The 25,682-nt window shown below is 33.0% G+C and carries 20 protein-coding genes; 8 read left to right on the plus strand and 12 right to left on the minus strand.

From position 1 onward, the window contains the following. Positions 1-25 precede the first annotated feature (25 nt). The 7 genes from Q3Y49_RS03430 to Q3Y49_RS03455 form a co-directional block, all read right to left on the minus strand. On the minus strand, positions 26-907 hold the full coding sequence (locus Q3Y49_RS03430) for a hypothetical protein (RefSeq protein ID WP_303270843.1): 882 nt from the start codon (positions 905-907) through the stop codon (positions 26-28). A 3-nt stretch (positions 908-910) separates the two neighbouring features. Next, a complete protein-coding gene (locus tag Q3Y49_RS03435) occupies positions 911-2,359 on the minus strand; it encodes an MBOAT family O-acyltransferase (protein WP_303270844.1) in 1,449 nt (482 codons plus the stop codon). A gap of 146 nt (positions 2,360-2,505) precedes the next feature. Next, entirely contained in the window at positions 2,506-3,114 is a 609-nt protein-coding gene (locus Q3Y49_RS03440) for an HAD-IB family hydrolase (protein WP_303270846.1), read from the minus strand. Next, positions 3,107-3,973, minus strand: a complete 867-nt coding sequence (locus Q3Y49_RS03445; protein WP_303270848.1) for a decaprenyl-phosphate phosphoribosyltransferase — start codon at positions 3,971-3,973, stop codon at positions 3,107-3,109. The genes Q3Y49_RS03440 and Q3Y49_RS03445 overlap by 8 nt, the downstream gene beginning before the upstream one ends. Continuing rightward, positions 3,973-4,332 carry an SxtJ family membrane protein gene (locus tag Q3Y49_RS18710; protein ID WP_367892471.1) on the minus strand — a complete coding sequence of 120 codons (360 nt, stop codon included), beginning with the start codon at positions 4,330-4,332 and terminating at the stop codon, positions 3,973-3,975. Before Q3Y49_RS18710 ends, Q3Y49_RS03445 begins: the two co-directional genes overlap by 1 nt. A gap of 3 nt (positions 4,333-4,335) precedes the next feature. After that, positions 4,336-4,485 carry a DUF5989 family protein gene (locus Q3Y49_RS03450; protein WP_303270849.1) on the minus strand — a complete coding sequence of 50 codons (150 nt, stop codon included), beginning with the start codon at positions 4,483-4,485 and terminating at the stop codon, positions 4,336-4,338. Between the two features lie 44 nt (positions 4,486-4,529). Then, positions 4,530-6,392, minus strand: a complete 1,863-nt coding sequence (locus tag Q3Y49_RS03455) for a carbamoyltransferase family protein (RefSeq protein WP_303270850.1) — start codon at positions 6,390-6,392, stop codon at positions 4,530-4,532. Between the two features lie 644 nt (positions 6,393-7,036). On the opposite strand from Q3Y49_RS03455, the gene Q3Y49_RS03460 reads away from it, so the two are divergent. Then, positions 7,037-9,256 carry an exopolysaccharide transport family protein gene (locus Q3Y49_RS03460; RefSeq protein WP_303270851.1) on the plus strand — a complete coding sequence of 740 codons (2,220 nt, stop codon included), beginning with the start codon at positions 7,037-7,039 and terminating at the stop codon, positions 9,254-9,256. Here Q3Y49_RS03460 and Q3Y49_RS03465 read toward each other — a convergent pair. After that, positions 9,253-10,182: a sulfotransferase family protein gene (locus tag Q3Y49_RS03465; RefSeq protein ID WP_303270852.1), complete on the minus strand. Its 930-nt coding sequence runs from the start codon at positions 10,180-10,182 to the stop codon at positions 9,253-9,255. The two genes, Q3Y49_RS03460 and Q3Y49_RS03465, sit on opposite strands and share 4 nt — an antisense overlap. 121 nt (positions 10,183-10,303) lie before the next feature. On the opposite strand from Q3Y49_RS03465, the gene Q3Y49_RS03470 reads away from it, so the two are divergent. From Q3Y49_RS03470 to Q3Y49_RS03480, 3 genes are all read left to right on the plus strand, one after another. After that, the gene (locus tag Q3Y49_RS03470) at positions 10,304-11,512 is read left to right on the plus strand and encodes a glycosyltransferase (RefSeq protein WP_303270853.1); all 1,209 of its coding nucleotides are present in this window, start codon (positions 10,304-10,306) and stop codon (positions 11,510-11,512) included. A gap of 102 nt (positions 11,513-11,614) precedes the next feature. After that, complete coding sequence (locus Q3Y49_RS03475; RefSeq protein WP_303270854.1) at positions 11,615-13,060, plus strand: O-antigen ligase family protein; 1,446 nt, start codon at positions 11,615-11,617, stop codon at positions 13,058-13,060. A gap of 48 nt (positions 13,061-13,108) precedes the next feature. Further along, complete coding sequence (locus Q3Y49_RS03480) at positions 13,109-13,813, plus strand: TolC family protein (RefSeq protein WP_303270855.1); 705 nt, start codon at positions 13,109-13,111, stop codon at positions 13,811-13,813. 32 nt (positions 13,814-13,845) lie between these two features. Here Q3Y49_RS03480 and Q3Y49_RS03485 read toward each other — a convergent pair whose 3' ends face one another. Both Q3Y49_RS03485 and Q3Y49_RS03490 read right to left on the minus strand, forming a co-directional pair. Next, complete coding sequence (locus Q3Y49_RS03485; RefSeq protein WP_303270856.1) at positions 13,846-15,468, minus strand: glycosyltransferase family protein; 1,623 nt, start codon at positions 15,466-15,468, stop codon at positions 13,846-13,848. Further along, positions 15,437-16,297 (minus strand): hypothetical protein, encoded by an 861-nt coding sequence (locus tag Q3Y49_RS03490; RefSeq protein ID WP_303270857.1) that lies wholly within the window; start codon positions 16,295-16,297, stop codon positions 15,437-15,439. Before Q3Y49_RS03490 ends, Q3Y49_RS03485 begins: the two co-directional genes overlap by 32 nt. A gap of 656 nt (positions 16,298-16,953) precedes the next feature. On the opposite strand from Q3Y49_RS03490, the gene Q3Y49_RS03495 reads away from it, so the two are divergent. From Q3Y49_RS03495 to Q3Y49_RS03505, 3 genes are all read left to right on the plus strand, one after another. Beyond that, positions 16,954-20,778 carry a PKD domain-containing protein gene (locus Q3Y49_RS03495; protein WP_303270858.1) on the plus strand — a complete coding sequence of 1,275 codons (3,825 nt, stop codon included), beginning with the start codon at positions 16,954-16,956 and terminating at the stop codon, positions 20,776-20,778. Between the two features lie 121 nt (positions 20,779-20,899). Continuing rightward, positions 20,900-21,355 (plus strand): lipopolysaccharide biosynthesis protein, encoded by a 456-nt coding sequence (locus tag Q3Y49_RS03500; protein ID WP_303270859.1) that lies wholly within the window; start codon positions 20,900-20,902, stop codon positions 21,353-21,355. Positions 21,356-21,390: 35 nt separating this feature from the next. After that, a complete protein-coding gene (locus Q3Y49_RS03505; protein ID WP_303272090.1) occupies positions 21,391-22,218 on the plus strand; it encodes an oligosaccharide flippase family protein in 828 nt (275 codons plus the stop codon). Between the two features lie 3 nt (positions 22,219-22,221). On the opposite strand, the gene Q3Y49_RS03510 is transcribed toward Q3Y49_RS03505, so the two are convergent. Next, positions 22,222-23,130, minus strand: coding sequence for a sulfotransferase family protein (locus Q3Y49_RS03510; protein WP_303270860.1), 909 nt, complete (start codon positions 23,128-23,130; stop codon positions 22,222-22,224). 10 nt (positions 23,131-23,140) lie between these two features. After that, complete coding sequence (locus tag Q3Y49_RS03515; protein WP_303270861.1) at positions 23,141-24,205, minus strand: acyltransferase family protein; 1,065 nt, start codon at positions 24,203-24,205, stop codon at positions 23,141-23,143. A gap of 137 nt (positions 24,206-24,342) precedes the next feature. On the opposite strand from Q3Y49_RS03515, the gene Q3Y49_RS03520 reads away from it, so the two are divergent. Continuing rightward, the gene (locus Q3Y49_RS03520; protein ID WP_303270862.1) at positions 24,343-25,671 is read left to right on the plus strand and encodes an FAD-binding oxidoreductase; all 1,329 of its coding nucleotides are present in this window, start codon (positions 24,343-24,345) and stop codon (positions 25,669-25,671) included. Positions 25,672-25,682 lie beyond the last annotated feature (11 nt).

Here is a 25,682-nt window from a genome sequence, read left to right on the forward strand (position 1 = left end):
AAAAGGCAAAAACTAGCAGTTTATCTCAATTTTGATTTTTTTGGATAAATCGATTTAGTTCTTTTGTAAATACAACTGCTCCAAACTTATTCACATGATCAGAGTTTCTAAATAAAGAATCTGGATATGAGAAATCATCAGTCTTGTCAAAAATAAAGGCCTTATTTCTATACTTAAGTTTTTGCTTATCAAATTCTATCAATATCCTTTCAGGTATTCCATCATAATATTCCTTTCGGACAGGGGAGCTTACTAGAAATACTTCTATATCATTCTTTTGACATAATTCAATAATTGAATCCAAGTATTTGATAGAGACAGTGGAAATATCAAGTTGTTCACTTTCGAAATAATAATGACGATTAATACTTGTTTTCCAACCAGAAATACTCTTTAAGTCTGAATTTGAATATCCACCAATGTAATAGCTATGGTCTAATTTTGGATAAAATGAATTGTTTTTTAGATAAATCTCCCAGTATTTTTTATAATCAATTTCTATAAGATGGTCTACCTCTTTAAATCTTTGTATCGGATAACTTCTTTTAAACATCTCTAATGACCAGAAACTATCAGAAAATTTGAAATCATTAAATTGAGATAAATTGTGTGGGGCTAAACCAACTACGACTATACTCGGCTTAGTCGTTTTCAGTACCTTCTCCAATTTCCAATAAGTTAATACATATGGTTCAGCTGTTTGCGATATACTTACGGCATTTTGCAGGAAATCTGGATTGATACTTCTCGTGGGATGGGAATCACCAATTACTAATATATTTGCAGTATCTAATTGAAGTTTCTGATTACTATACAGATAATGATTTACTGAAATATTCATGATAAAGTAAGCTACTAATGGAAGCAGAAAAAGTATTGTCCTGTATAAGAATTGTGTACTCCTCATAGATCAAAATTGAAAATAAATAAACTCTTGCTCCTTTCCCCCAAACCATAAAATTGCAATAATAAGCGAATAGTATAAAATATATCTTATTGGCCGTTTCCAAGTCAATCCTAATTTAGCGATAGCAAATTGCCATTCCCTACCATGCCATTCAAAAAGTAGAAAGACACCTACCAACAGTAACACCATTGAGGCTCTATTAATGTTCTCAAAGTCTGGAAATGTGAAAAATGAAAATGATAAAATTTCAGATATATAACTTATCGCATGCTCAACATTATTAGCTCTGAAAAATATCCATGCAAAAACAACCAAGCTAAAGGTTATTAACATAAGGAAAAATTCCTTAAGTGTAGGCAAAACTTTACCTTTTGCTACTATTTCAATATTATTTCTATTGTTCTCTGTCAGTAAAACTGGTAGAAAATAAATAGCATTCAAAGTTCCCCAAATTATAAATGTCCAATTTGCTCCATGCCAAAACCCACTCACAATAAAAATGATGAAAGTATTTCTAATTTTCATCATCAACCCACCTCTACTTCCTCCTAGTGGGATATATAAATAATCTCTAAACCAGGTCGATAATGAAATATGCCACCTTCTCCAAAATTCAGCAATATCCCTTGAAAAGTAAGGGAAATTGAAGTTCCGCATTAAATCAAATCCAAAAAGACGAGAGGTACCAATTGCGATATCAGAATACCCTGAAAAATCACCGTAAATTTGAAATGTAAAAAATAAAGCACCTAAAACTAAGGTACTACCTGAATATGCTTCCGAATTATTAAAAATCATATTTGCAAACTCTGCACAGTTGTCTGCGATAACTATTTTCTTAAACAAACCCCACAGAATCTGACGAAGACCGTCAACAGATTGTAGATAATCAAAAGTTCTTTTTTTATAAAATTGTGGTAGCAAATGGGTAGCCCTTTCAATGGGCCCTGCTACTAACTGCGGGAAAAAACTAACAAAGGCTGAAAAAGCTATAAAGTCTTTTGTCGGCTCTAATTTACGTCTGTAAACATCTATTGTGTAACTTAAGGTTTGGAAAGTATAAAAACTAATTCCAACGGGTAAAATAATATTTAACGAATTAGCTTGTATTTCCATTCCTAAAAATGAAAACGCCTCAACAAAATTATCAAGGAAAAAGTTATAGTATTTAAAAAAGCCTAAAAATCCAAGATTTGCTAAAATGCTTATCCATAAAAGGGCTTTCCTTTTGCCTTCTCCTTCTTCAGATCTTAATCTATTCCCAACTGTGTAATCAATGATTGTACTAATTACAATCAATAACAAAAATCTCCAATCCCACCATCCGTAGAAAACATAACTAGCAAAAACAATTAACAGATTCTGATATTTTACATCCCTATTATTTAAATACCAATAAAGGATAAAAACTATCGGTAAAAAAATTGCAAAGTCTAATGAGTTAAATAGCATTTCACAAAAATAAACTTAATAAATAAATATAAACAGTTTCGAACTATAGTGATTGGAAGTTATAAGTATAATTTTAAGATGCTCTTAAACCTTACAAAGTATCTAGCTAAAGATACGGTTTTTTAAATATTTTTGAAATTGTAGTTTTAATTAAACCGCCTATAGAAAGCCTTATCAGCTAGTTCTAACATTTCCTTATCGCCATTTGTGTCACCATAAGCATAAACCATATTATACTTACTCAAATCATATTTTTGTTTTATCTGGGTAACTTTTTGCAACCCTTTACAGTTTTCACCATCAATTTGTCCTGACAGCTTGTTATCGTAAACCTCCAACTTCGTTCCTATTAAATCTATATTTATGTCCTCGCACCAATATTTAAGCCAGTTCATAGGGGATGCAGAGACTACAACTACTTGATGACCTCTCTCTCTATGCCACTTGATTTTCCGTAAGGCCTCTGATCTTAAATAATTCACTAAGATTTCCTTAGTAAATAATTCACATTTCTGTTCAAATACAACAAGATCACAATTTTTGAGAAATTTCTTAAAAACTGACTCTTTCATATTTTTACTGTTGATCACCCCTACTTTAAATAAACCTAAGGTAGGAATTAAGGATATTAGCTTTAAATAAAAAATCAGATTTCCCGAAAAGTATTTAAGAAAAAGCCACAGGCTGTCTCGTGTTGTTATAGTTCCATCAAAATCAAAAAAAGCTATCGCAGAGTCTGTTTCAGTATTAGGCATACAATAAGATATAAAACGACAATACCCACGCCAAAAGGACTACAAAAATAAATGCATCTTTGTACAAAATTTTAACGGGTGATCCACTTTTCTTTTCAACCATAGTAATTTGAAGATATCGCATCAAACCTGCGATTACAAAAATGCATGTTAAGAATAAGTACTTAGAATCATATCTTTCTTGCACTTCATCAGAAACAGTGTACATTATATAGGAAACGATCATAACTGCGGAAAGAAGGGTCAAACAAGCATTAGTGAAATCCAAATTATAACCAGAGGAAGCTTTTCTAATATTTTTAGTTCCATTTTCAACTAAAATCAAATCATCCCTCCGTTTGGCCAAAACCAGAAACAATGACAAAAGTAAAACCATTATTAACAGCCAATGGGAAACTGGGACTTCGGATATTTCGCCTCCTGCAATTACTCTTAATAAAAATCCGAATGCAACGATGAAAAGATCTAATATCGCTATGTTCTTTAATCCGAAAGAATATGCTAGATTCAGTGCTATGTATAAAACAATGCAAATGAAAAAGAAAAAATCCAAATAATAAGCTGTTCCTACAGAGATAACAAATAAAACAACTGCAATTAAGATAGCTGATTTAACGCTTATTTTCCCAGCGGCAATAGGCCTGTTCCTTTTATCAGGATGTTGACGGTCTTCCTCTACATCAAAAATATCATTAAGAGCATAAATAGCACTAGCTGAGAAAGAAAAAATAATAAAGCCAGCGACACACTCATAAAATTTATCATTTGAAAACAGCTCTCCCGCAAAAAACACTGGTAAAAATACAAATGTGTTTTTAACCCAATGCTTGAGGCGAAGTAGTCTTATGAAGGCTATCATTACCAAATATTTTCTAATTCCTCTTTATTATATAAATGATTTCTAACCTCAAAATTTGAGCTTTTGGGTTTTTTTAGTCTCAATGGATCCTTTGTAAACAACCTGGAAACCAGTGCTATTGGTGTCAAGAATAAGTAAAAAATAATACTTAATAATATCCTCGTATTTACCCAACCTAGTAAAAAAGCTAATTTCATCCATAGCCAGTTTATAGCCTGTGCTACTTTAGGCGATAATCCACCTAGTACCGCTATAGAAACCGAAATATACAGCAATACCATTACATCAAAAAAGAGGTAGAACAGCAAAAATCCGGCTGTAATTATTAAGACATTTCTATACTTACCAACATCTTCCATAAGCTAAAACAATGTATAAATAAATGGAGCAATTGCGGAACTACCACCTAAAACCAACACTACACCAATCAAAATTAGGAGCATAATTACAGGTGCCAACCACCATTTTTTTCTGGCTCTGACAAATTGCCATAAATCTTTTAAAAATTCCATTCCTTTAAAATTATTAATATCAAATAAATACTAAAAAAGTGTACTTAATCTAAAACATATTCTGTTTTCCAATTATCGGTACTGCTCCACTCAGGCTGTTGCCTTTTGTCAAACACAAACCTACCCATCACCAAATAATCCATTTCAGTTCTCATAAAGCACCGATACGCGTCTTCTGGATTACAAACTATAGGTTCCCCTCTTACATTAAAACTTGTATTCACCAGCATTCCATATCCTGTCTTAGATTTAAAAGTATTAATTATATTCCAATAATCAGGATTAGTTTTTTTAGAAACTGTTTGAATTCTAGCCGTGAAATCAACGTGCGTTATGGCCGGAATATCGGACCTTAAAAAATACAGTTTATCACGTAAAGGCAGTGAAAGGTAATTATCAGGTAAATTCTTTCTTCTCGACTTCTTTATAGGTTGTACTTCTAGCATATAGGGCGATATGACATTTTTTTCAAAAAACTCCAGTGCATCTTCTTCTAAAACTGAAGGCGCAAATGGCCTGAAAGATTCCCTATATTTAATTTTCAGATTAAGCTTCTTTTGCATTTCCTCATTCCTAGGATCTCCTAAAATACTCCTTGCCCCTAATGCCCTAGGTCCGAACTCCATTCTCCCTTGAAACCATCCAACAACAGATCCTTTAGCAAGCAAATCTGCCACTAAGGAATAGAAATAATCATCATCTTTGATCAAGGAATAATTTGCACTATACTTTTTTGCCACAAATTGAATATCCCGGTCCAAAAATGATGGACCCAAATATGAACCATTAAGTTGGTCAACATCATCAGTAATAATCCGATTATTTTTATAATAAATATAATAAGCAATTAAAGCCGCCCCCAATGCCCCGCCTGCATCACCTGCTGCAGGTTGAATAAAAATATCCTTGAAAATATCTTCGTTGTGCAATTTTCCGTTGGCCACACAATTAAGTGCAACTCCTCCTGCTAAACATAAGTATTCACAATTGGTGATATCCTTTGCATGACGAGCCATTTTAATGACAATTTCTTCTGTAACATTTTGAATTGCCAAACCTAAATCACAGTGCCGTTGCTCTAATTCTCCTTCCGATTTTCTCTTTGGCATATCAAAAAGATTTTCCCATTCTTTTGACTTCACCATTGTTAAACCAGTGGAATAATTGAAATACTTTTGGTTTAACCATATTGAACCATCATCATAAATTTGAATCAATTTAGATTTGATAATATCTTCATACTCTTTAATTTTCTCATGATCTTTTCTCCCATATGGTGCCAATCCCATCAATTTGTACTCCCCTGAATTAACCTTAAACCCTAGAAAAAAAGTAAAAGCAGAATATAATAATCCAAGAGAATGAGGAAATTTTAGTTCTTTGAGAACACTGATTTCATTATCAACTCCGTGGCAAATAGAGGCTGTGGCCCACTCTCCTACACCGTCAATAGTTAAAATAGCTGCCTCCTTAAAATTAGATGGATAAAAAACACTTGCTGCATGAGACAAATGATGTTCAGGAAAAAGTAGTTTGATATTTTTCCTATCGAATTTGTCGATTTTTTGTAGCTCATCAAATATTAGTTTCTTTAAAAAGATTTTCTCTTTTAACCAGACCGGAATGGCCATCATAAAAGACTTGATTCCCTTTGGAGCAAAACTATAATATGTTTCCAACAGCCTTTCAAATTTTAAAAAAGGCTTATCATAAAAAACGATTGCATCTAATTGCTCAATCGTGGTAGCGCACTCTTTCAAGCAATACAATACAGCATTGGAAGGAAATGAAGGGTCATGCTTTTTTCGTGTAAAACGCTCTTCCTGAGCTGCTGCAATTATTCTTCCATCCTCAATAATGGCAGCCGCTGAGTCATGATAAAAAGCTGAAATTCCAAGTATTTTCACTTAAGCGTATTATGAGTTGATAAGTTTATTAAGCTAATTCACCCTACTACAAAAAAGGTGAATTAAAATGGTTGTTGATTTAGAAATAAACTTAGCAAAACATTCTGATTAGAAAAAATTATATTAGAACATCTCAAAATATTTACAACACATATAAGGATTTGTTATCAAAAAATATTTAATTGCACTGAGGTAATATATCTAATAGTTGACTCTCAAACAGTTTTTTTCAGGCTAAGGGAAATGCTATAATCTTTTTATGACTCAGAGAGCTATTTTCATTAATTTACTTCATTAAAGGCATTCATAAATTCCTTGACCACTAAATCCCTTTTCAAAACTGGAATGATCTTGGAATTCATTCAATGAGATTTAATCCATTGATGGGAGAGTAATGTGGGATAGAACAGAAAGTAACTTCTAAAACTTGGGGTGCTAAAACCCCGGTATTACTGACGGAAATTGGAATGTTTAAAAGAACCAGTAACTACTCCTAACTTAAGGTTTATATTTAGTGACAAAATATTCAAGAAACTATTACGTAAAATAGAAGAATGATTAACTATATTAAAATCACAGCAATTTTCTACGGAACTATTGCGATATTTACAATTACTTTATTGAGGATCAAAAATTAGCTCTAAATGGATATCTTATACCTCTTGTACGCATTGTGGAGAAAAAAATGGATAATCATTATAATTCCTATAATTTCTGTAGCAGTCGCTGTCCTTTTGACAATGAATTTAAAACCTACCTATAAATCCAATTCGCAGATTGCTACTGGTTTTACTACAAATGAAGGGGTGAGTGTAACAGATGAACGATTCAATCTAAGAGAAGTAGATTTAAAATTCAATAATTTATTAGCGGTGATGAAATCTGGAACTATTTTAAATATGGTATCCTACAAAATGACCGTCAATAGAATTAATAAGCAATTAGAATCTGGGAAAACCGATGAAAAATTCACGGAAGATGAATTACTGCTGGCTGAATCGATTTTTCAATCCTACCTTAGGAAACAAGAATCATTTTCTATAGAAGACGAGAATTCTAAACTATTACGAGACATTTTAAACGACTATGGTTTTACATTTAATTTCTTTCGAAACGGATTTGATATTAAAAGGCAGCCCAATACAGATTTTATCCAAGTGTCATTTGTCTCAGGAAATCCAGATAGATCTGCTGAAGCTGTAAATACTTACTGTGATGAATTTCTAAGATACTATGCCACAACCAAAAGAGAATCGAGCAGTGAATCTGTTACTTTCTTCGAAGAATTAAAGAAGAGAAAAAAGGATGAATTGGATGCTAAAAACCAAGCACTAAAAGTCTTTAAATCGAATAACAATTTACTAACAGGTAGAACTGATGGAGATAGTCGCTCTTCTCAACTTTATGAACTGGAATCACAAAGGGATCAGATTAACAATAATATTTACGGTCTAACATTAAAACTTGAAGATTATCGAACAACGCTTTCTGAAAAAACTAGTGGGAATAGCAATATTTCCACTTCAAATTCTAACGAACGCATTCTAAATATTAAGAAAAAAATTGACAACCTTAATGAAAAATTCATTAGTTCCGGCTCAAATAATGCTCAGCTATTAGATTCCTTGAATTTGTTGAGACAACAATATAAAGTTGAGTTAGGCTTAATGGAAAGAGGAAGTTCGCCACAAAGCACACAAGGCTTAAGCGCAGGGGAGATAAGAGATTTGATAAAAAGTACGGAGATTGAATTACAAGTCCAAGAATCAAGGCTTTCTGATATTAATTATAAAATCAATAGTATAAGAGGATCCTTATCAAGTTATGCCAATAATGAGGCAATCTTAAGTACATTAGAAAGAGATGTCGAAGTAGCATCAAACGAATATTTAGCAGCAGTAGAAAAATTCAATGAGGCTCAAAACAAATTAATGGCCTCTGCAGGTTCAATTAGGCAAGTATATAAAGCTGTTCCTCCAGCAAGCCCTGAGCCGTCAAAAAGATTTATTATTATTATTTTAGCAGGTTTTGCAACTTTTGGACTTTGCGTATTCGTGATTATTCTGCTTGAGATTATAGATACAAGTATAAAAACTCCTGCTCAATTTGAAAGATTGACAGGACTGCGGCTGTCCGGAAGCTTAGTAAAAATCGATACGAAAAAATTAAACTACCTTAATTTATTTACAAAGAAACAAGAGCAAGAAGAACTAGAGCAGTTCAAACATTTCCTTAGAAAAATTAGATATGAAATTGAAAACGATAATGCTAAAACCTTCTTAATAACCAGTACTAAAGTTGGAGTAGGGAAAACTTTTGTTATTTTTTCTCTTGCTTTTGTATTAAGTATGATTAAAAAAAGGGTCTTGATAATTGATACAAATTTTAAAAACAATGCCTTATCAAAATGGCTAATCCCTGCCAAGAAAAAACCCAAATTTCTGGATCAAGGGAAGACAGATCGAACCGAATTAAAATTATACAATGAGGGACAAGAGGAAGAAAGCCAAACCCACAGTGAAGTTGAACTAGTACAACCTACCAAACATAAGAATATTTATATCATCGGGAATGGTGGTGGTTTTGAGTCCCCAGAAGAAATCTTTTTTAACAAGGATTTCAAGAGTTTGATCCAAGGGTTATCAAATAAATTCGATTACATCTTGCTTGAAGGTTCGGCTTTAAATGATTATTCAGATTCTAAGGAATTGGTAAAGTACGTTGATAAAATTATCCCCGTTTTTTCAGCCCAGGAAACTATTAAACAATTAGATAAAGACTCAATCGCCTATTTACAGAAACAACCTCAAAAACTCTCAGGTGCGATTCTTAATTTCGTTGACCATAAAAATTTGAATATTTAATCAAGCCAATGACTTAAGTCCTTATCAATTAATGCTTGCAATAGTAAAATATCCTGTCTGTATATTTCATTTGAGATTTTTGATTTCAGTTCTTTGGCTAACTTTGGCTTTGACAGGTTTTTACTTCTTAAATCATTTACCTTTTTAAATATAAATCTATTATCCTTAAGCCGTTGAAGGTTCTTTTCAGAAATTATCTTCTTCAGGCCCGTGACCAAAGGGCTTTTTGATCCTATCAATTTATCAACAGTTGGATTTTTGATAAAGCCAGACTGATTGTACGTTATGGAGAAATCTATTTCAAAGTCCTCATTTACTCCGAGAAAATGAAATATTTCTTGATGCAATTTTACAGGATCCTCACGTAATTCCTCATACAAGAATACTTTTATTTGAGAATGGTCAAAAAGCTTGTAGTATTCATCCAGATATTTTCCATAAAAACCCTCCTTTATCAAATCATTCCTTTTCCACCAAATTGTATTTTTATCTAGGCAATCTGCAAATTCCTTGGAGGGCAACTTGTCTTCCCTTGCTAAATGCAAATATCTAGAATATAATCTTTCTGCTGGCTGACGTAAAATAGCGATCAACTTTACGTGAGGCACATAATGTTTAATCCTTTTTGCTGCATGCTCATGGTACATATATGTATTTGAAGTCTCCCCTTTTACCTGGCCAACAGAAGCACCTTGAAATAATTTTAGATAATCATCAATATTAGTCACCGAACTATTATAGTGATTCAATTGAGGACTACCTTCAAAATCTTTAGGGGTATTTAATTCATATCCAAAAAAATTAGGCTCCTTCACTGGACTAATAAATATTTCAGGATGTTGTTTTAAATAATTATCTACGCTGGTTGTTCCTGATTTACCAGCCCCTATTATTAAGAAATCTGGAAGATTTTTAAATGAATTCATTAATATCAAAAATTGTAGAATAAAACTCCAAAGACATAAAGTATAATCTTAATTCATTAAAATTACAGTTTAAATTTGTACATCTCAAAGATATCTTTGCAATAAATATTACTTTTGTAAAATGGACTTTTCTCAAATCATATACATCGCCTTAGCTAGATGGGATGGGCAGTATGCTTCTACGGCATTTTCAATTGCTGAGGAATTGTCAAATCAACAAAAGAAAATTTACTATATCGAAAATCCATTGACCTTAAAAGACATTTTACTTAAAATACATAAAAAGGAAACGTCCAAAAGGCTTGGAGCCCTATTTTTGGGAATAAATAGTACTTACAAAATAAAAAATAATTTAATTGCAGTTACTCCTTATGCCGTACTACCAATAAATTGGATGCCTAAAGGGAAACTGTATGGCATTTTTACAAAATTTAACAATAGCTTATTTAGAAAATCTGTTGAAAGAGTTATTCGAAAGGAAAAATTAGATGATTATATTATTTATAATTCATTTAACCCCTTTTATACTTTTAGCTCCAAATCTAGACCTGCAAAGCTTTCTATTTACCAATCTGTGGATGACATCAGTCAGTCTGAATACATTAAAAAACATGGCGTTAATCTTGAAAAAAAATATGCTCAATCTTCAGATGTGGTGCTGGTAACCTCTTCTCATCTGAAGAAAAAATTAAGTAAATACAATCAAAACACGCATTTGGTTGCTAATGCTGCAAACGTGAAGCTGTTCAATAAGGCCTTTGATCAAGAAGAAAATGAATTGAATTTAGGTACTTCCTTAGATAAATATAAGGTGGTGATCGGCTATGTGGGCAACATTTGTCATCGTTTAAATTATAAGTTATTACTAAAAATTGTTAATGAATATCCGGAATATCTATTGTTAATGGTCGGTCCCATTAATGACAACAATCCTGAAATACAGAATCTGAAAAAACATACTAATGTATTTTTCACAGGCCCAAAAAAACCTGCAGAATTAGTTCCCTACCTCAGAAAAATGAATTGTTCAATTATTCCCTTTCTTAAAAATGAATTAACAAAAAGTATTTATCCGTTAAAAATTAATGAATATTTGGCGGCTGGTCTACCCGTCATAACAACTAATTTCTCTGAAGATATTAAAAGCTTTAAAGATGTTATATATTTAAGTAACAATGAGCATGATTTTACAATTCAAATTCAAAAAGCCATAGAAGAAAACAACCTAGCCACAGCTCATAAAAGAATGGAGTTTGTGGCATCAAATAATTGGACCAATAGAACTTTACAGATTTTGGATATCATTAAAAATCAATCTGACAATGAATAAAAATGGAAAAGGATTCACAAAGAGAGATTTCATCATATTTATATGCGTAGCTTATGTCGTATTTATTTACTTAGTGATTTTTCTTAAAATATCATTTATTGAATGAATTTAGTGAAGAAAAATATATCGAAAAGTCAAGTATTTCAAATTCTTATCCTTGTTTTTTCGGCTGTACTGATTCCATATTTGATGGTCATAACATCTTATTTGATGGCCGCTTTGGTCTTGGGTATCATCGCTTCAATTCTTGTGCTAATCAGTATTTTTTGGCATTATAAAGCAGGTATTTACATTCTACTACTATATAGTTCATTTATATTCTTGATCGATAGGATACTAATGGCTAACATACCGTTTGGAATTGCTGTTGAAGTTCTGATTGTTTTAACTTTTATAGCATTATTAATTCAGCAGAAAGGAAAAGAAAGTTTTCAATGGAAGTTAAATGAACCCATTGTCATAATTCAGCTAATATTCTACTCCTACTTCATTTTACAAATAGCAAACCCTAATGCTGTGAGTATCTCTGCATGGCTAGCTTCCGCTCGTTTTTTAACAACTTTCATACTATTCTATATTTTTTTGCATTTTTTGAGTAATCTTCGCGATCTAAAAATATTCACCAGGGCATGGTTGATAATAGCTATGATGGTTGCTGCCTATGGTGTTTTTCAAGAGTATGTTGGTCTTAGAGATTTCGAATGGAGATGGATAAGGGCCGTTCCCAATCGTTATGATTTGTATTTTATTTGGGGTCATATGAGAAAATTCTCCTTTCTTTCCGATCCATCAGCCTATGGTCTATTTTTAGGGTTTACTGGTCTTTCAGCTCTTATGATGTCATTTGGACCCTATTCAAAGTCAAAAAAAGTTGTTTTAATTTGCATGACCCTATTCATGTTTTTTGCTATGTCTTTTGCGGGAACAAGGACTGCATACGCGATGGTTGCAGTCGGGGTATTTCTTTTCATTTTCATGAACCTGCGTGATCCTCGGATACTTGGCATCAGTGTTTTTATTGTGATTGTAGTCACGATTCTCATCACAGGACCATTTTACAGTGCACCAATTAATCGAATGAGATCAACCTTAAACCTATCCGAGGATGCATCAATGAATGTTCGTGACATAAAAAGAATTCGTCTACAAAAATATATAAAAAAAAATCCGATTGGCGGTGGAATAAATACTGCCGGAAACGCTGGTTTAAGATATTCTAGAGGACACCCTCTAGCAGGTCGATATGACCCGGATAGCGGATATTTAAGAACTGCACTTGAAATGGGTTGGATTGGTGCATTTTTGGTGATTTGCCTAAATGGTGCTATTGTAATAAAGGGAATATCAAATCACTTTCGTCTTAAGAATCCAACTTTAAGAACTTACAATTTAATGTATGTAATTCCTTTTCTAGGTTTAACAGTTGCACATTACACCCAAGACGCATTATTTCAAAAGCCCGTAAATTTACTGGTAATTGCCACTTATGCCCTAATGGTTAAATTGCCTGATTTAGATGAAGAGAAACAAAAACCCCCAAGAAAATAGAATGTTTGTTCCTTTTATAATAACTTTAATCTTAAACTGATGATTAGTATGCTAAGAATTATAATTTCACTTTTTATTATAGCCTTTACAAGTCTCAATGCTATTTCCCAATCAATCGACTATAATAAAGTAATATTGCCTGAAGGAATTTCAGATATAAGCTATGAAGAAAAGCTAGTGCAATTAGCCTGGCAAAACCATCCTGCTAATGAAGAAGTCAAAAAATCCGTTGACCTGGCAAAGTATGATTTGCAAATTTCTAAAAGATATTGGTTAGAAGGCTTTAGAATGACCGGAAACCTCAATGAATTCAATATAGATCCAGCTAGAGATATCACAAATAGATCTCAATTTTTTCCTAGATATAACTTTAGCTTAGCATTACCATTGGGTCAACTTTTTACAAATCCAGTTGAGAATAAACAAAGTCAGTTAAGAGTAGAAATGGCAGAAAGTAAAGTAAACGCCTTAAAACTTGAACTGAGAAGAGAGGTGCTTTCCGCGTATAATGACTATTTGATGTTCCAAGAAATCTTTAAAATTCATTCTATAGCACTTGAGGATGCCGAAATGAATCACAGTATAGTAGAGGAAAGTTTTAAGCAGGGAGAAGAATCTTTTGATAAGTATAATACAAGTAATACAAATTTAAGTCAAAAGAAAATCAGTAAAATTCAAGCCTCCACTGACTTACAAAATTCAAAGTTGCAATTAGAGTCTCTTATTGGTATTCCGCTGGAAGATGTCCAATGATTTTTTATTTACATCAATAAATTAAAGGACACTTACTGTGTTTTTCTTCTAGTATAAACTTCAATATAAGACTCTTCAGGAATTCTAGGAGCTAAAAACTTAAACTTAAGTTCATAATTTTTTAAGATACAACCTCTTACCTCATAAGAATAGAAATTATTAAGATCAGGAATATCTTGAAACAAAATCAAATCATAATTTTTATTCTCAACTTTTGAGCAAAAATGTTGTACTTCTCTATCGAAAAATGCTACGCCTTGATGATACCATAACGGATGATCAATTCCTTTTTCGGTGTCATAAGGAATTTCATAAGCTAATTGAGTCAATTCGGACATATTCAATACTTGCAAGTCATTTTTTGAACGTTGAACAATCGGCATTTCTAAAATTTTATTTATACCCTCAATAGTTTCTTCAGGTATTTTCACTCCCCTAAAAGTTTGAAACTTAGGCACCACCCAATTGGAACGTTTCATTTTAGAAGTATCATTATCCAACACATAGGTGTTCTTTGAAACAACATCCTCTTCTGCAATTTGAAAATATGATTTCACTTTTGGTCTTATATTTCTGACCCAAAAAACATTAGTCCACCAAAGTCCAACCAAACAAATGACAATAAAAAATGACCATCCCTTGTGAAAGACTATTCGACTATCAAATTGAAGTAATACTACTCCAAAAATGAAGCTGTGGAAATAAATATTTCCATCGAGCGGTGTATAACTAGTCACTTGAATAACAGAAGCCTGAAATAATATAAATAGCCCAATAAAAAATGGAACAAATATTTCAGTCTTAAAAAAAGTTTTCCAATTGTTATTAAGGCGGTAAAAAAGTATAATAATTATTAAAACCAAATAAAATTTAATCCATTTCGAAGCCCCTAAAAATTCATCCAGTAAATCAAAAAATGTCAATCTTGAGAAATGCGGAGTCTGTCCATAATTAAACCAATAAGTAAAATCATACATCAGAAACGGTGCAATTAATAAAATCATCCAAAAAAGATACGCCCCAATAAAGGTTAAAACACTTACAGGTTTCTTTCTTTTAATGGAATCAAATAGAATTATAGCTCCTGAGAACAATAATGCAAAGCCCCCAGTATCCTGCTTTGTCATAAATGCTAAAGCTGCAAAACCAGCTGAAAGAAAACAGTACAACACAATTCTTTTATTTTCATTTTCGCTTAACAGTTTTAGTGCAAAAAGTAAAGAAGCCATCTCCAAAACAAATACGAAATGGTTATACCAAGGCCAGAAATTAAATAGCGAATAGGATAAAACAAAAATAGATAAGGCAACAACCCTAGCTCCAACCTCCAACTTTAATTGTCTGAAAATTCTTGAAAACAGGTAATTTGAAATAGTATTAATAAAGGCTTGAACCTTTAACAAAGTAATTACAGAAGGACCTAATATTTTGAAAAAAATTGCTGGCAAAATCCAAAATACGTAACCAACAGGGGTACCAAAATCGCGATATGGAACCTCTCCTAAAGACAACCTATAAGCACCTTCCCATGCTAAAAATAGGTTTATTCTATACGGAAATGTAAATAGCAATGGAATTGCAGGAGTTGCCAAAATTATGACCCACTCTATAATGCCAAGGGAATCAGTAGTTTTTAATTGCTTCAATCGGTTCATTTGTATATTTAGGCTGATAAAAGAGATAAAATATTGTTGAAAAAATTGTAGGGATTAAATACAGGAGAAAAGCAATAACCCATAACCCATATGGCACTCCGTACTGACTGTCTCCTAATGTATTTCGGATTGTATCTGATATAAAAGTGGATGAAGCGCTAACTCCCAGAATTAATGTAATGGAACTGATTAACACATACTTATTTTTTAAAAATTTCAACCAGAGTTTTTGATACTTTCTTATAATTCTTAAACAAGGGATTATAACCCAAGGAAATACTAAATAAAGCAAACGAATTTCATTGAAAATACCGAAAAGAAAAGTAGTTGAAATAATCACAACAAGAGCTAATAAAACCGCTTTACCTGAAAACAATCCGAGATCCTCATTATGATCATGTGCACCTTTAAAAGAAAAAATCAAATGCGTCCATAAATAGGAAAATGAAAGAAACCCAAATAGAACTAACTGAACTGGATTTGATAAATTCCATTTAAGACCAAGCCAGAAATCATATGGTTCAGTGCCAATCAGCCATCTGTACACTAACCATACCACCAAAGGTAATCCACTAAGAAAAAGCTTTCGCGGTAATGGTATCTTAGCAAAAAGTAATAGCAAAAATGGCAGGAGTAACAGGGTCTCCCGTACAAAAACACCTACACAAGCAATTACTAAATATAAAATGTATTTTTTATCATAGAGAAAATATATCGCCGATAATAAAAAAAGAAAACCCAATTGGTCTTCTCTTGTGTGGACTGGTAATGTAAAGGCAAACACAATGGGTGCCATGCTTAGATGCAATAATACTCCTAAAAATGCCAAAGATCGGAATTGGACAAGCTTTAATAATAGGAGGTAAAACATGCATGAGGTGGATATGAAAAACAGCCAACTAAAAAACAAGTAACTCCAATAAAATTTCTGGTTTGAAGTAGCTGAACCAGGAATTACCCTACTGACATTTTTAACTATGAGTGGAAACAGCATTCGGTATTTAAAAGGCGGTTTATTGCTTAACTCCCATTCTGACAAATTCATTGAAGTGGATTGTAATTCACTAGCTAAACGCTCTTTATTCTTAATATATCCTTCAAAAGCATATTGGTTTAAAAAAAACAAAACCGTGCTTAAGACTGCTATTATAATCAGTCGATAATCTAACATTAGTTGTTGAATAAGATTTAATATCTAAACCTATTGATGTTTTTTTAATAATTCAAAAAAATCTTTGTAAATTTATAAAGAACTGTTTGGCTATCAACCGATTAAAAATGTCGTTTTATCGAATAATTTACTGTTTTAATCCAAGGTTTTATTTACCCGAAAGAATATGTGATGTATATTTTACCATTATTCTATTTCTTCTATTTTCTAGTATTTCCTACGCCCAACAAACTGAAAGTCAAAGCCCCCAAGGAACCAATTTTCTTATATACACTCCCCCCAGTTACGATGCTCTAAATAATCCTAGTCCACTTTTGGTTACGTTAATGGGTGGTGGCGAAATTGGTGATGATTTAGAGGTTTTTCTTCAAAATAATTCCAACAGAAGCCCGGCTTGGGCAATTGATAGAGGCGAATGGCCACAGCAGTATCCATTTGTAGTATTAACACCCCAACTTCCTCGAGATCTAGAAATAGAGAACCCAAACGATCAAAGATGGTCGACTGGTCTTATAAATGAAGTGATCAACCATGTTATTAATACATACAATATTGACGAGGACAGATTGTATTTGACAGGAGTAAGTTTGGGCGCAACTGGCTGTTGGGATTTTGCGGCTGAATTCCCACAAAAGGTAGCTGCCATGATTCCAATCTCGGGTCCATCTGATGACTCACTTGCTTGTATTCTAAAAGATATTCCTATTTGGGCTATGCATGGAGAAAATGATGGTTTAGTCGATCCGTTTATTAATTCTACTGGTGAGATGGTGGACAGCATAAACAATTGTAATGGACAATACAAAGCAGAATTTGAATTAATTCCTTCCAGAGGTCATGACATCTGGAATGATATTTATCCTGAATCTATGGGACTTTCAATTTATGAATGGCTTCTAAATTTTGAAAAAGGGCAAACCAATAACATTAAGCCCTACGTTGGCCTTGGCCCAGATCTAAAGCTTTTAATGCCCGAAGACTACATCAACATTTATGGATTTGCATTTGATGTTGACGGCACGATTATGAACTACTCGTGGGAAATTATTAATCCCGTTTCAGCTGAAATAGTTGTTATTGACAATAATAATGTCAAAATATACCCATCAGCTGAGGGTATTCACCAACTGAGATTAACAGTAACTGATAATGAATCAGCTATCCAGTCAGATACGATGGAGATTGAATTCTTTGATGAAATACCTGTTGGTTTAAATTTCATGACAGGACTCATGCTACAAGATGGAAGTACTAATACTGATTTAATTCCATTGGGGAATGAAGATAACATTATAAACTTATTTACTCTAGGAACTGAGGATATCAACATCCTGGCAATAGATGATGGAGTTTGTAACAGCTTTCGATTTGCTATTAACGGTTATCAAAATATAAGAACCGAAAACCGACAATCAGTTGGGCTTTTGTTAAGTAGAAGAAGGAACCCTCCAGAATGGAATGTAAGCCCAGGAAATTACATTATAAGTGCTACTCCATTCTCCGGTAATAAAAATAATCTTGGCACCGCGGGAATTTCAGTGATTAATAAGTTGCAAGTCTTTGATCAGGAACCTCAAACTTACCAGTTAATTCCGGAAACTGATATTGGCTTAACTCAAAATTGGTTAAATTCTGGCGATGCAACCAATCCTGATTCTTTTCAAGAAAATTTCCAGAATTTCATCATTAATGACAGCGCCTATCTTAACCAAGCTATTTTAGAAAAAGGTGTAGTTTCCAGTATCAGACTCGGCACAGGAAGTTATTTAACACTAAATGATTCATTAGCCATTCCCTTGATTCTAGATTCTGCTTCAATCCTTCAAATCAATAATCCGAACAATGTCAGTTTTCAGGAAATCCACCCAAATTCACTGATTATTTATAATACTACAGGTTATTTGGACTTAAGTACAGTTGGAAATCTAGAAGTTAAAGCGTCCAATATTCTGAACTTGAAGAAAGATTCCGTAGCAGTAAATAAATTAACAATCGGTGATGGAGCAAGCATCCAAAATAGCTCCCAAAATCTAACTCTTAACATTAATGATGATTTAATAATTGAAGGAAACAATGACTTCACTCCCTCATCCCCATTTTCAATAGTCTTTAATTCAAACAAGAATCATCAATTGATTTTTGATACCAATATTCTAAATTTTAATTCCATTGAATTATTGGGGCAAGACACGCTAGAGTTCAATCATTCAACCAAATATGAGCTTAATTTAAGCCGAATAAACCTATCGGAAAGTTCACTATTATCACTTGCAAATTGCGAACTCGCAATTACAGGAAATAATGTTTTGTCTGAAAACCTATCAAATGGAAAAATTAAATTTGGCAATCAAAGCAATTTGTTAATCAATGCTAATCCAACACAAGACCTATTCCTAAACTTAGAAGAGAATGGCAATATTCTTAAAAATCTCACTTTTAACATTACTAACGCCAGTAAAATAATAGTTTCTGATTCTTTAAAAATTTACGGAAGAATTGAGGCTGAAAATGGGACACTTGCAAGTGGTGGGTATTTGCAGTTTCTTGCAACTGATTCAATGACTGCTTATATAATAAATGATTTAGGAACAGTTGAAGGAGAAGTGCAAATCGAAAAGCTAATTTCCGAGGGAAAGGTTTTTAGATACCTAAGTTCTAGTGCTACTGATTTTTCGGTGGAGGAATTTCAGCAGTTTATACCTGTGACGGGAGCATTTACAGGTGCAAGTACTGGCCCAGAATTGGGAAATGATCCATCAATTTTTAGCTATGATTCCAATAATGAAATTTGGATACCATTTCCCAGCAGTACCAACCAAGAAACCTTTGAAACGGGAAGAGGTTATGCAATCTATTTTAGAAATGAAACGATTCCTACAAAAATCAAATGGATGGGTCCGCTAATACAATCAGATTTCAACTATACCATCACAGGAAATGATGATATTGGAAACCAGCAAGCTGGATGGAATTTAATAGCTAACCCCTATGCTACTCCCATCCTTTGGGGAGACACAGGCTGGACCTCTTTGGGTTTAAGCAATACTGCAAGCATAGCAGATAATACAGTGGCTGGGGGTAGGTTTTTGGTTTGGGATGGTGAAATAGGAGACCCTGAATTCTCGGGGATTATTTCGCAAAATCAAGCCTTTTGGGTACGGTCTGTCACCGAAACAGCCAGCCTCAATGTTTCTGAAGCTGCCAAATTGGAAGAATCTAATGCAAGTACCTTTAGAAACGTCAAAAGCTCATATTCAGGGCTGGTCATTACTCTGTCAAATCAGGAACTTCTGGACCGCCTTTATTTAAAAATCAGTGATATAGGTTCCGTTGAATATCTGCCAGATATAGATGCCGTAAAAAGATCCAATGCTTATTTCAACTTATTTTATCCGCAAGAAATTAATATCCGATTAGCTATAAAAAACCTGCCTGATAACCAATGCTTTAGTAATAAATTAGGAATTGAAGGGATAGAGAGCGGGAACTACTCCTTAAAGTTTAAGAAGGTATCTAAAGAATTGACAAACGGAGATCTATTTTTCTATGATTATCTGCTAGACAGCTCGATACTGATTACTAACAACCTTCAATATGATTTTTCATTTGATACGAATGATTCCATTTCACTTTCTGAAAGATTTGACTTGAAATACGAGTTAAGCACGCCAATTCCAGAGATTTCGATTATTGGTGACAAATTAATAGCCAACTATGAAGAGAACATTCAGTGGTTTAGAGATAGCACTTTAATAGAAAATGAGACAGATGCTACCTTAATCCCTAATCAAAGTGGTAGTTACTTCTTCCAGGCTGAGTCAAATTCATGCCTTGTAAGCTCTGCCTCCATTTATTATGTATTAACTGCAAATAGGTCAATAGAGACAGATATTTCTATATTCCCAAATCCAGTTCGAGATAATAAGCTAATTGTGCAATTACCTGAAAAGAATAGAGGAATTTTTGAGCTAAGTCTTATTAATCCCGAAGGGAAAGAAATTATGAGAAATGATGCCATCAACTTTAATGAAACAAATGCGGAGCTTTATCTCCCTGAGGATTTGAATAACGGGACTTATATTTTGATGTTATCCAGAAAGCACAAATTTTATCAACTCAAAATTATTCTTGACCGATAGCCAAGGTACATTAAGCTTAAATCCGTAATTAATCAAATCTCCTCCTTATAAAGCCTATGCGTAATAAAATTGTATTAAATTTGACGAAAACAATAACTAACTAAGACTTAAAATAAACTTCATGCCCAAAAAGCAATCCTATTGGATTCAGTCAGGAAAGTTTACTTTACTGGAAAGGTTTTCCGTTTTAATTTTTGGTGTTTTTACCTTTATTCTTTTAGTAAGGATTTTGGGGAAAGAGCAATACGGAGCTTGGATGTTGTTTATTTCCTTAGCTACCTTGTTGGAAACAGCGAGAAACGGCTTCTTTAAGAACCCTTTAATTCGATTTAGCAATACAGAAAATGAAACAGAAAAAAGCTTAATTCAATCCACGTCTTTAGTACTCAATATATTGTTTTCTATAGGGATTTCCATAATCTTAGCAATTATTGCAAATCCTTTGGCAGAAGCATGGCAAGCTCCAGAATTGGTTGAATTACTTTATATATTTATACCAACTAGCATCATTCTGGCACTTTTTTTCCATTTTGATTATATCCAGAGAGCCAATTTTCAATTCTTTGGTCCTTTTTAGGCTACTTTTTTAAGAATGGTTTATTGTTTTCCGTAGTGCTCTTTCATTTCATTTTTGAATACCAGATTACTTTATTTCAATTGGGGGTTTGGTATGGAGCATCAGCTTTAACCGGTACGCTTGTCTCTTTTATAGCAAGTAAAAGTAAGATCAGTTTTCTAATGAACAAGAAATGGACTAAAGCGCTCTTTTCTTATGGAAAGTACACTTTGGGCACCAACCTTAGTGCAGTTTTGATGCGAAATATTGATATATGGATGATAGGTTGGTATTTGACCCCTGCTGCTGTAGCGGTCTATAATGTTGCCATCAGAATTGCCAACTTATTTGAAGTGCCTTCCATGGCACTTGCCAGTATTTTATTTCCAGAAGCTGTTCGCAGAGCAGAAGCAGATGGGGATTCTGCAATGAAATCCCTTTATGAAAAGTCTGTAGCTGTAATTTTATTATTCAGTGTTCCGTTTGCCATTTTTGTGATTATTTTCAGTAATGAAATTATAGCATTATTAGCTGGTTCAGAATATTCAGAAGCAGGCATTATTTTAAATATCACTATGCTGTATGGCTTGTTAATTCCTTTTAACAAACAAATGGGTGTAGTATTGGATGCCGTTGGAAAAGCAAAGAAAAACATGTTTTTTGTAATGCGAAATGCAATAATCAATACCATTTTGAACATCATGCTTATCCCGTATTTGGGTGTGATGGGAGCTGCACTTGCCACGTTAAGCTGCATGATAATAGTCCTTCTATTGAACCAAATATATTTGCATAAAAACTATAAAATATCTTTAAAAAATATAGCGCGCCATTTCGGAGACTACGGACAAAAAGCCTTTAAAAGAGTATTGAAATTACAGTAACACTTATTTTTCCCATTGCGAGAGGTCTTTTTTCAGCAAATCTTTTAGTTTACTTATATCTTCCTGAAAGAAGTCATATAAATCGGTTGCTGTTTCATTTTCCAACTGTAAACGATTCATATTTTTGCCGGAAAGCCAAGTGACCATACGCATTCTTTTTTCTTGTGTTGGTAGTATTAATCTAGCAAAAGGTCTTATCATTTTTCTGATCTTAGTTTCGCCTTGAAGGCTTTCATGCAAAACTCTGTTTTTCGGTTTGCCTGAAACATTAAACTTTAAATCATATTTGATTTCCTGTTCAGGATTAACATCTAAAAACTGAAACACCTCTTTCAAGCAATTTCCAGTATCGTTTTGTAAATCTTCATTCAAAATTACTTTTACATGTTCGAAATTATCCAAGAAGGCTTTCACTGGCTGATAATATTGACTGACCTTTTTATAATGATAAATCAATTCATAATTGTCCTGTATTCTTTCCGGTTCTTTTTGTAAAGCAATTTCAAAGCTCCCGCTTTCCCTTTCATCCCTGATTAAATGCTGGTAAGCAGAAAAGGCTCTTTTAACAGGATTTCTGAGAATAATTATAATTTTAGGATTACCTAACTTTTCCTTTATAAGTGGGATTGTACATGAATGAAAATACAGAGTATCAGCACTTGCTTCTCCAATAGCTTTCTCCTTAGCTGAAGAAAACATTTCTAAATATTTATTCCAGTCTTTTACATACCATTTCTCTACTTCTTTATCTTTAGGTCCTCCCATCGGGAATTGCATGCATTGGCTCGAAAAGTAGCGAGGCTCTTTATGCTTAGTGATAAAAACATTTGGATGCTGTTGTAAATATTGAGCTAATGAAGAAGTTCCACATTTAGCCATTCCTACTATAAGAAAATTGGGTTTTACTGTCATTTTTTCTGAATTAGCTTCCTACTATTATCCTACTGTGTTTGCCGAATACCTTTCTTATCATAAAAATGATTACTATAGCAACTAATATAATAGCTAATAAATAGATTAAGTAACTCAATGTATTCAGCCCTTTAATTGGAAGCAATTGTTTTCGCTCCAATATTTGGACAAAATTAATGATATATAGATGAAGGAAGAATATACCAAAACTATCATTTCCAGTTTTATTTAATAATGGGAAACGGAAATCATTTAACCTATTAAAACCTATAATCAATAAAAAACATAACAGAATTGCCTTCAATTTACTAAGGTTAAAAACAAATACCATTTCCTTTAAATCCCTTAAATCAAGGTATTTATTCACTGGGATAATACCATACACCTCTAAAATTGTCATGGCTAGATATATACCAATTAAGGAAAAAAGCCAAAAAATATGAGCTGAAAGAATTCTCAGCCGGTGCTTTGCTACCCACATCCCTAACAGATATATGGGCAGAAAATGTACAAATGAAATAAGTGGATTAGCATGATAACCAAAGCGAACAGTCCAAAGTCCTAAAATGCATATGATGGGTACCAAGTAATCGAATAGTTTATGTTTACTAAACAAACGAAATAAGAATGAGCAAAAGTAAAAAATTGAGATCATAGGGATAAACCACAAAATACCAGAGTGACGCCCTGTTGTAACCATCAAAAAAATTTTATAAAGAACAGAGGCTTCTTGAAAATCAACTGTCATCCACCAGTGACCACCATCATCAAAAAAGAGTTTATCAACTATGGCTGGAATAGAAATAATCAGATAAGGGGCTATGACATATTTCAATTTCTTGTGGAGATATTGAAAATAATCAAAAGTATCATGGCATAAATAGTAAAAAAGAAAGCCTGCTATAAAGACAAATAGCACCGTTCCATTATTAAAAACTCCCACTAATAAAGATTTAGCTATTGAAAAGCCTTCCCACGGAATTGAAATAATACTATGAATCCCTACAATAAATATAATTGCAAGTCCTCTAAAATTATGTATATAATCTAAAAATGGCTTTTTTTCTTGTTTCAATACTTATTCGAGTGATAGTTTAAGCTTCTGGCGAATTTAAACTTTTTTAAATTCACATCATAGTTTATTAATAAAATGACTGAGAATTATTCAAATTTCGTAACTTGGGATTTCATACCAATTAGAAGGCATTTTCAATGCAAAAAACATCTATAACAAATTGGAATAAGTTTCCGGAAATTGAAGCTGAAATAAAACATTATACACTTGGCAGTGAAAACAATCCTTCATTTTTAAAAAATGATTTTTCCCCTAGAGGGAATGGAAGAAGCTATGGAGATGCTTCCTTGGGCGAAGTAGTTTGTTCTAGTTTAAGACACAATAAAATACTTTTTTTCGATAAAGCCGAAGGACTATTCATTGCTCAAAGTGGTATACTTTTTTCTGAAATATTGGATGTTATCACTCCCAATGGATGGTTCCTCCCTGTAACTCCAGGTACAAAATATATTACATTAGGTGGCGCCATAGCCGCTAACGTACATGGCAAAAACCATCATGCTGAAGGAAGTATTTCACGCCATATCCAATTTATTGATTTATTGTTGGCCAATGGGGAAATTTTAAGATGTGATAGAAGTCAAAATTCAGCTGTTTTTTATGCTTCAATTGGCGGGATGGGGCTATCTGGTCTTATAGTTGCTGCCGGGATACAATTAAAAAAAATTGAGTCCACTTCAATTTCTCAACTTCAGTTGAAGGCACAAAATCTTACAGAAATTTTAGAGTTTTTTGACCAGTATGCTACCTACACTTATTCTGTCGCTTGGATTGACTGCTTGAAAAAAGGCAAACAGTTTGGCAGAAGCATTTTGATGCTGGGCGAACACAGTAAGCAAAAAGAAGTGAGAGATACAAAAGAACTTTTCGTCTCACACAGAAAAAACTCTATTAACATTCCGTTTAACTTCCCCGGCTTCGTACTAAATGACTACTCTATCAAATGGTTCAATACCTTTTATTATCATAAAAATCTAAAATCGAGAAAGGAATTACAATCACATTACGACACTTTCTTCTATCCATTAGATTCCATCTTAAACTGGAACAGGATTTATGGTAAAAGAGGCTTTATTCAATACCAATTTGTATTGCCAAAAGAAAATGGAAAGACCTACCTTGAAAAGATATTAAAAAGAATAACCGATAAAGGCTGGGGCTCCTTTTTAGCGGTTTTAAAAATGTTCGGACCCGAAGACGAAGGATATTTATCTTTTCCAATGGAAGGCTACACTTTGGCATTGGATTTTCCTATTCGAAAAGGCCTATTCCAGTTTCTGGATGAGCTGGATATTTTGGTTAAAAAAGCCGGAGGTAGAATATATTTAACAAAAGATGCCAGAATGTCCAGCCAAATGTTTAAAGATACTTATCCTAAATTAAAAGAATTTCAGGACGTTATTAGAGAAATAAATCCCGAAATGAAATTTCAAAGCATGTTATCAAAACGACTTAAAATCGTTTAAAAACAATAATA

Source organism: Marivirga harenae, assembly GCF_030534335.1.
Classification (GTDB): Bacteria; Bacteroidota; Bacteroidia; order Cytophagales; family Cyclobacteriaceae; genus Marivirga; species Marivirga harenae.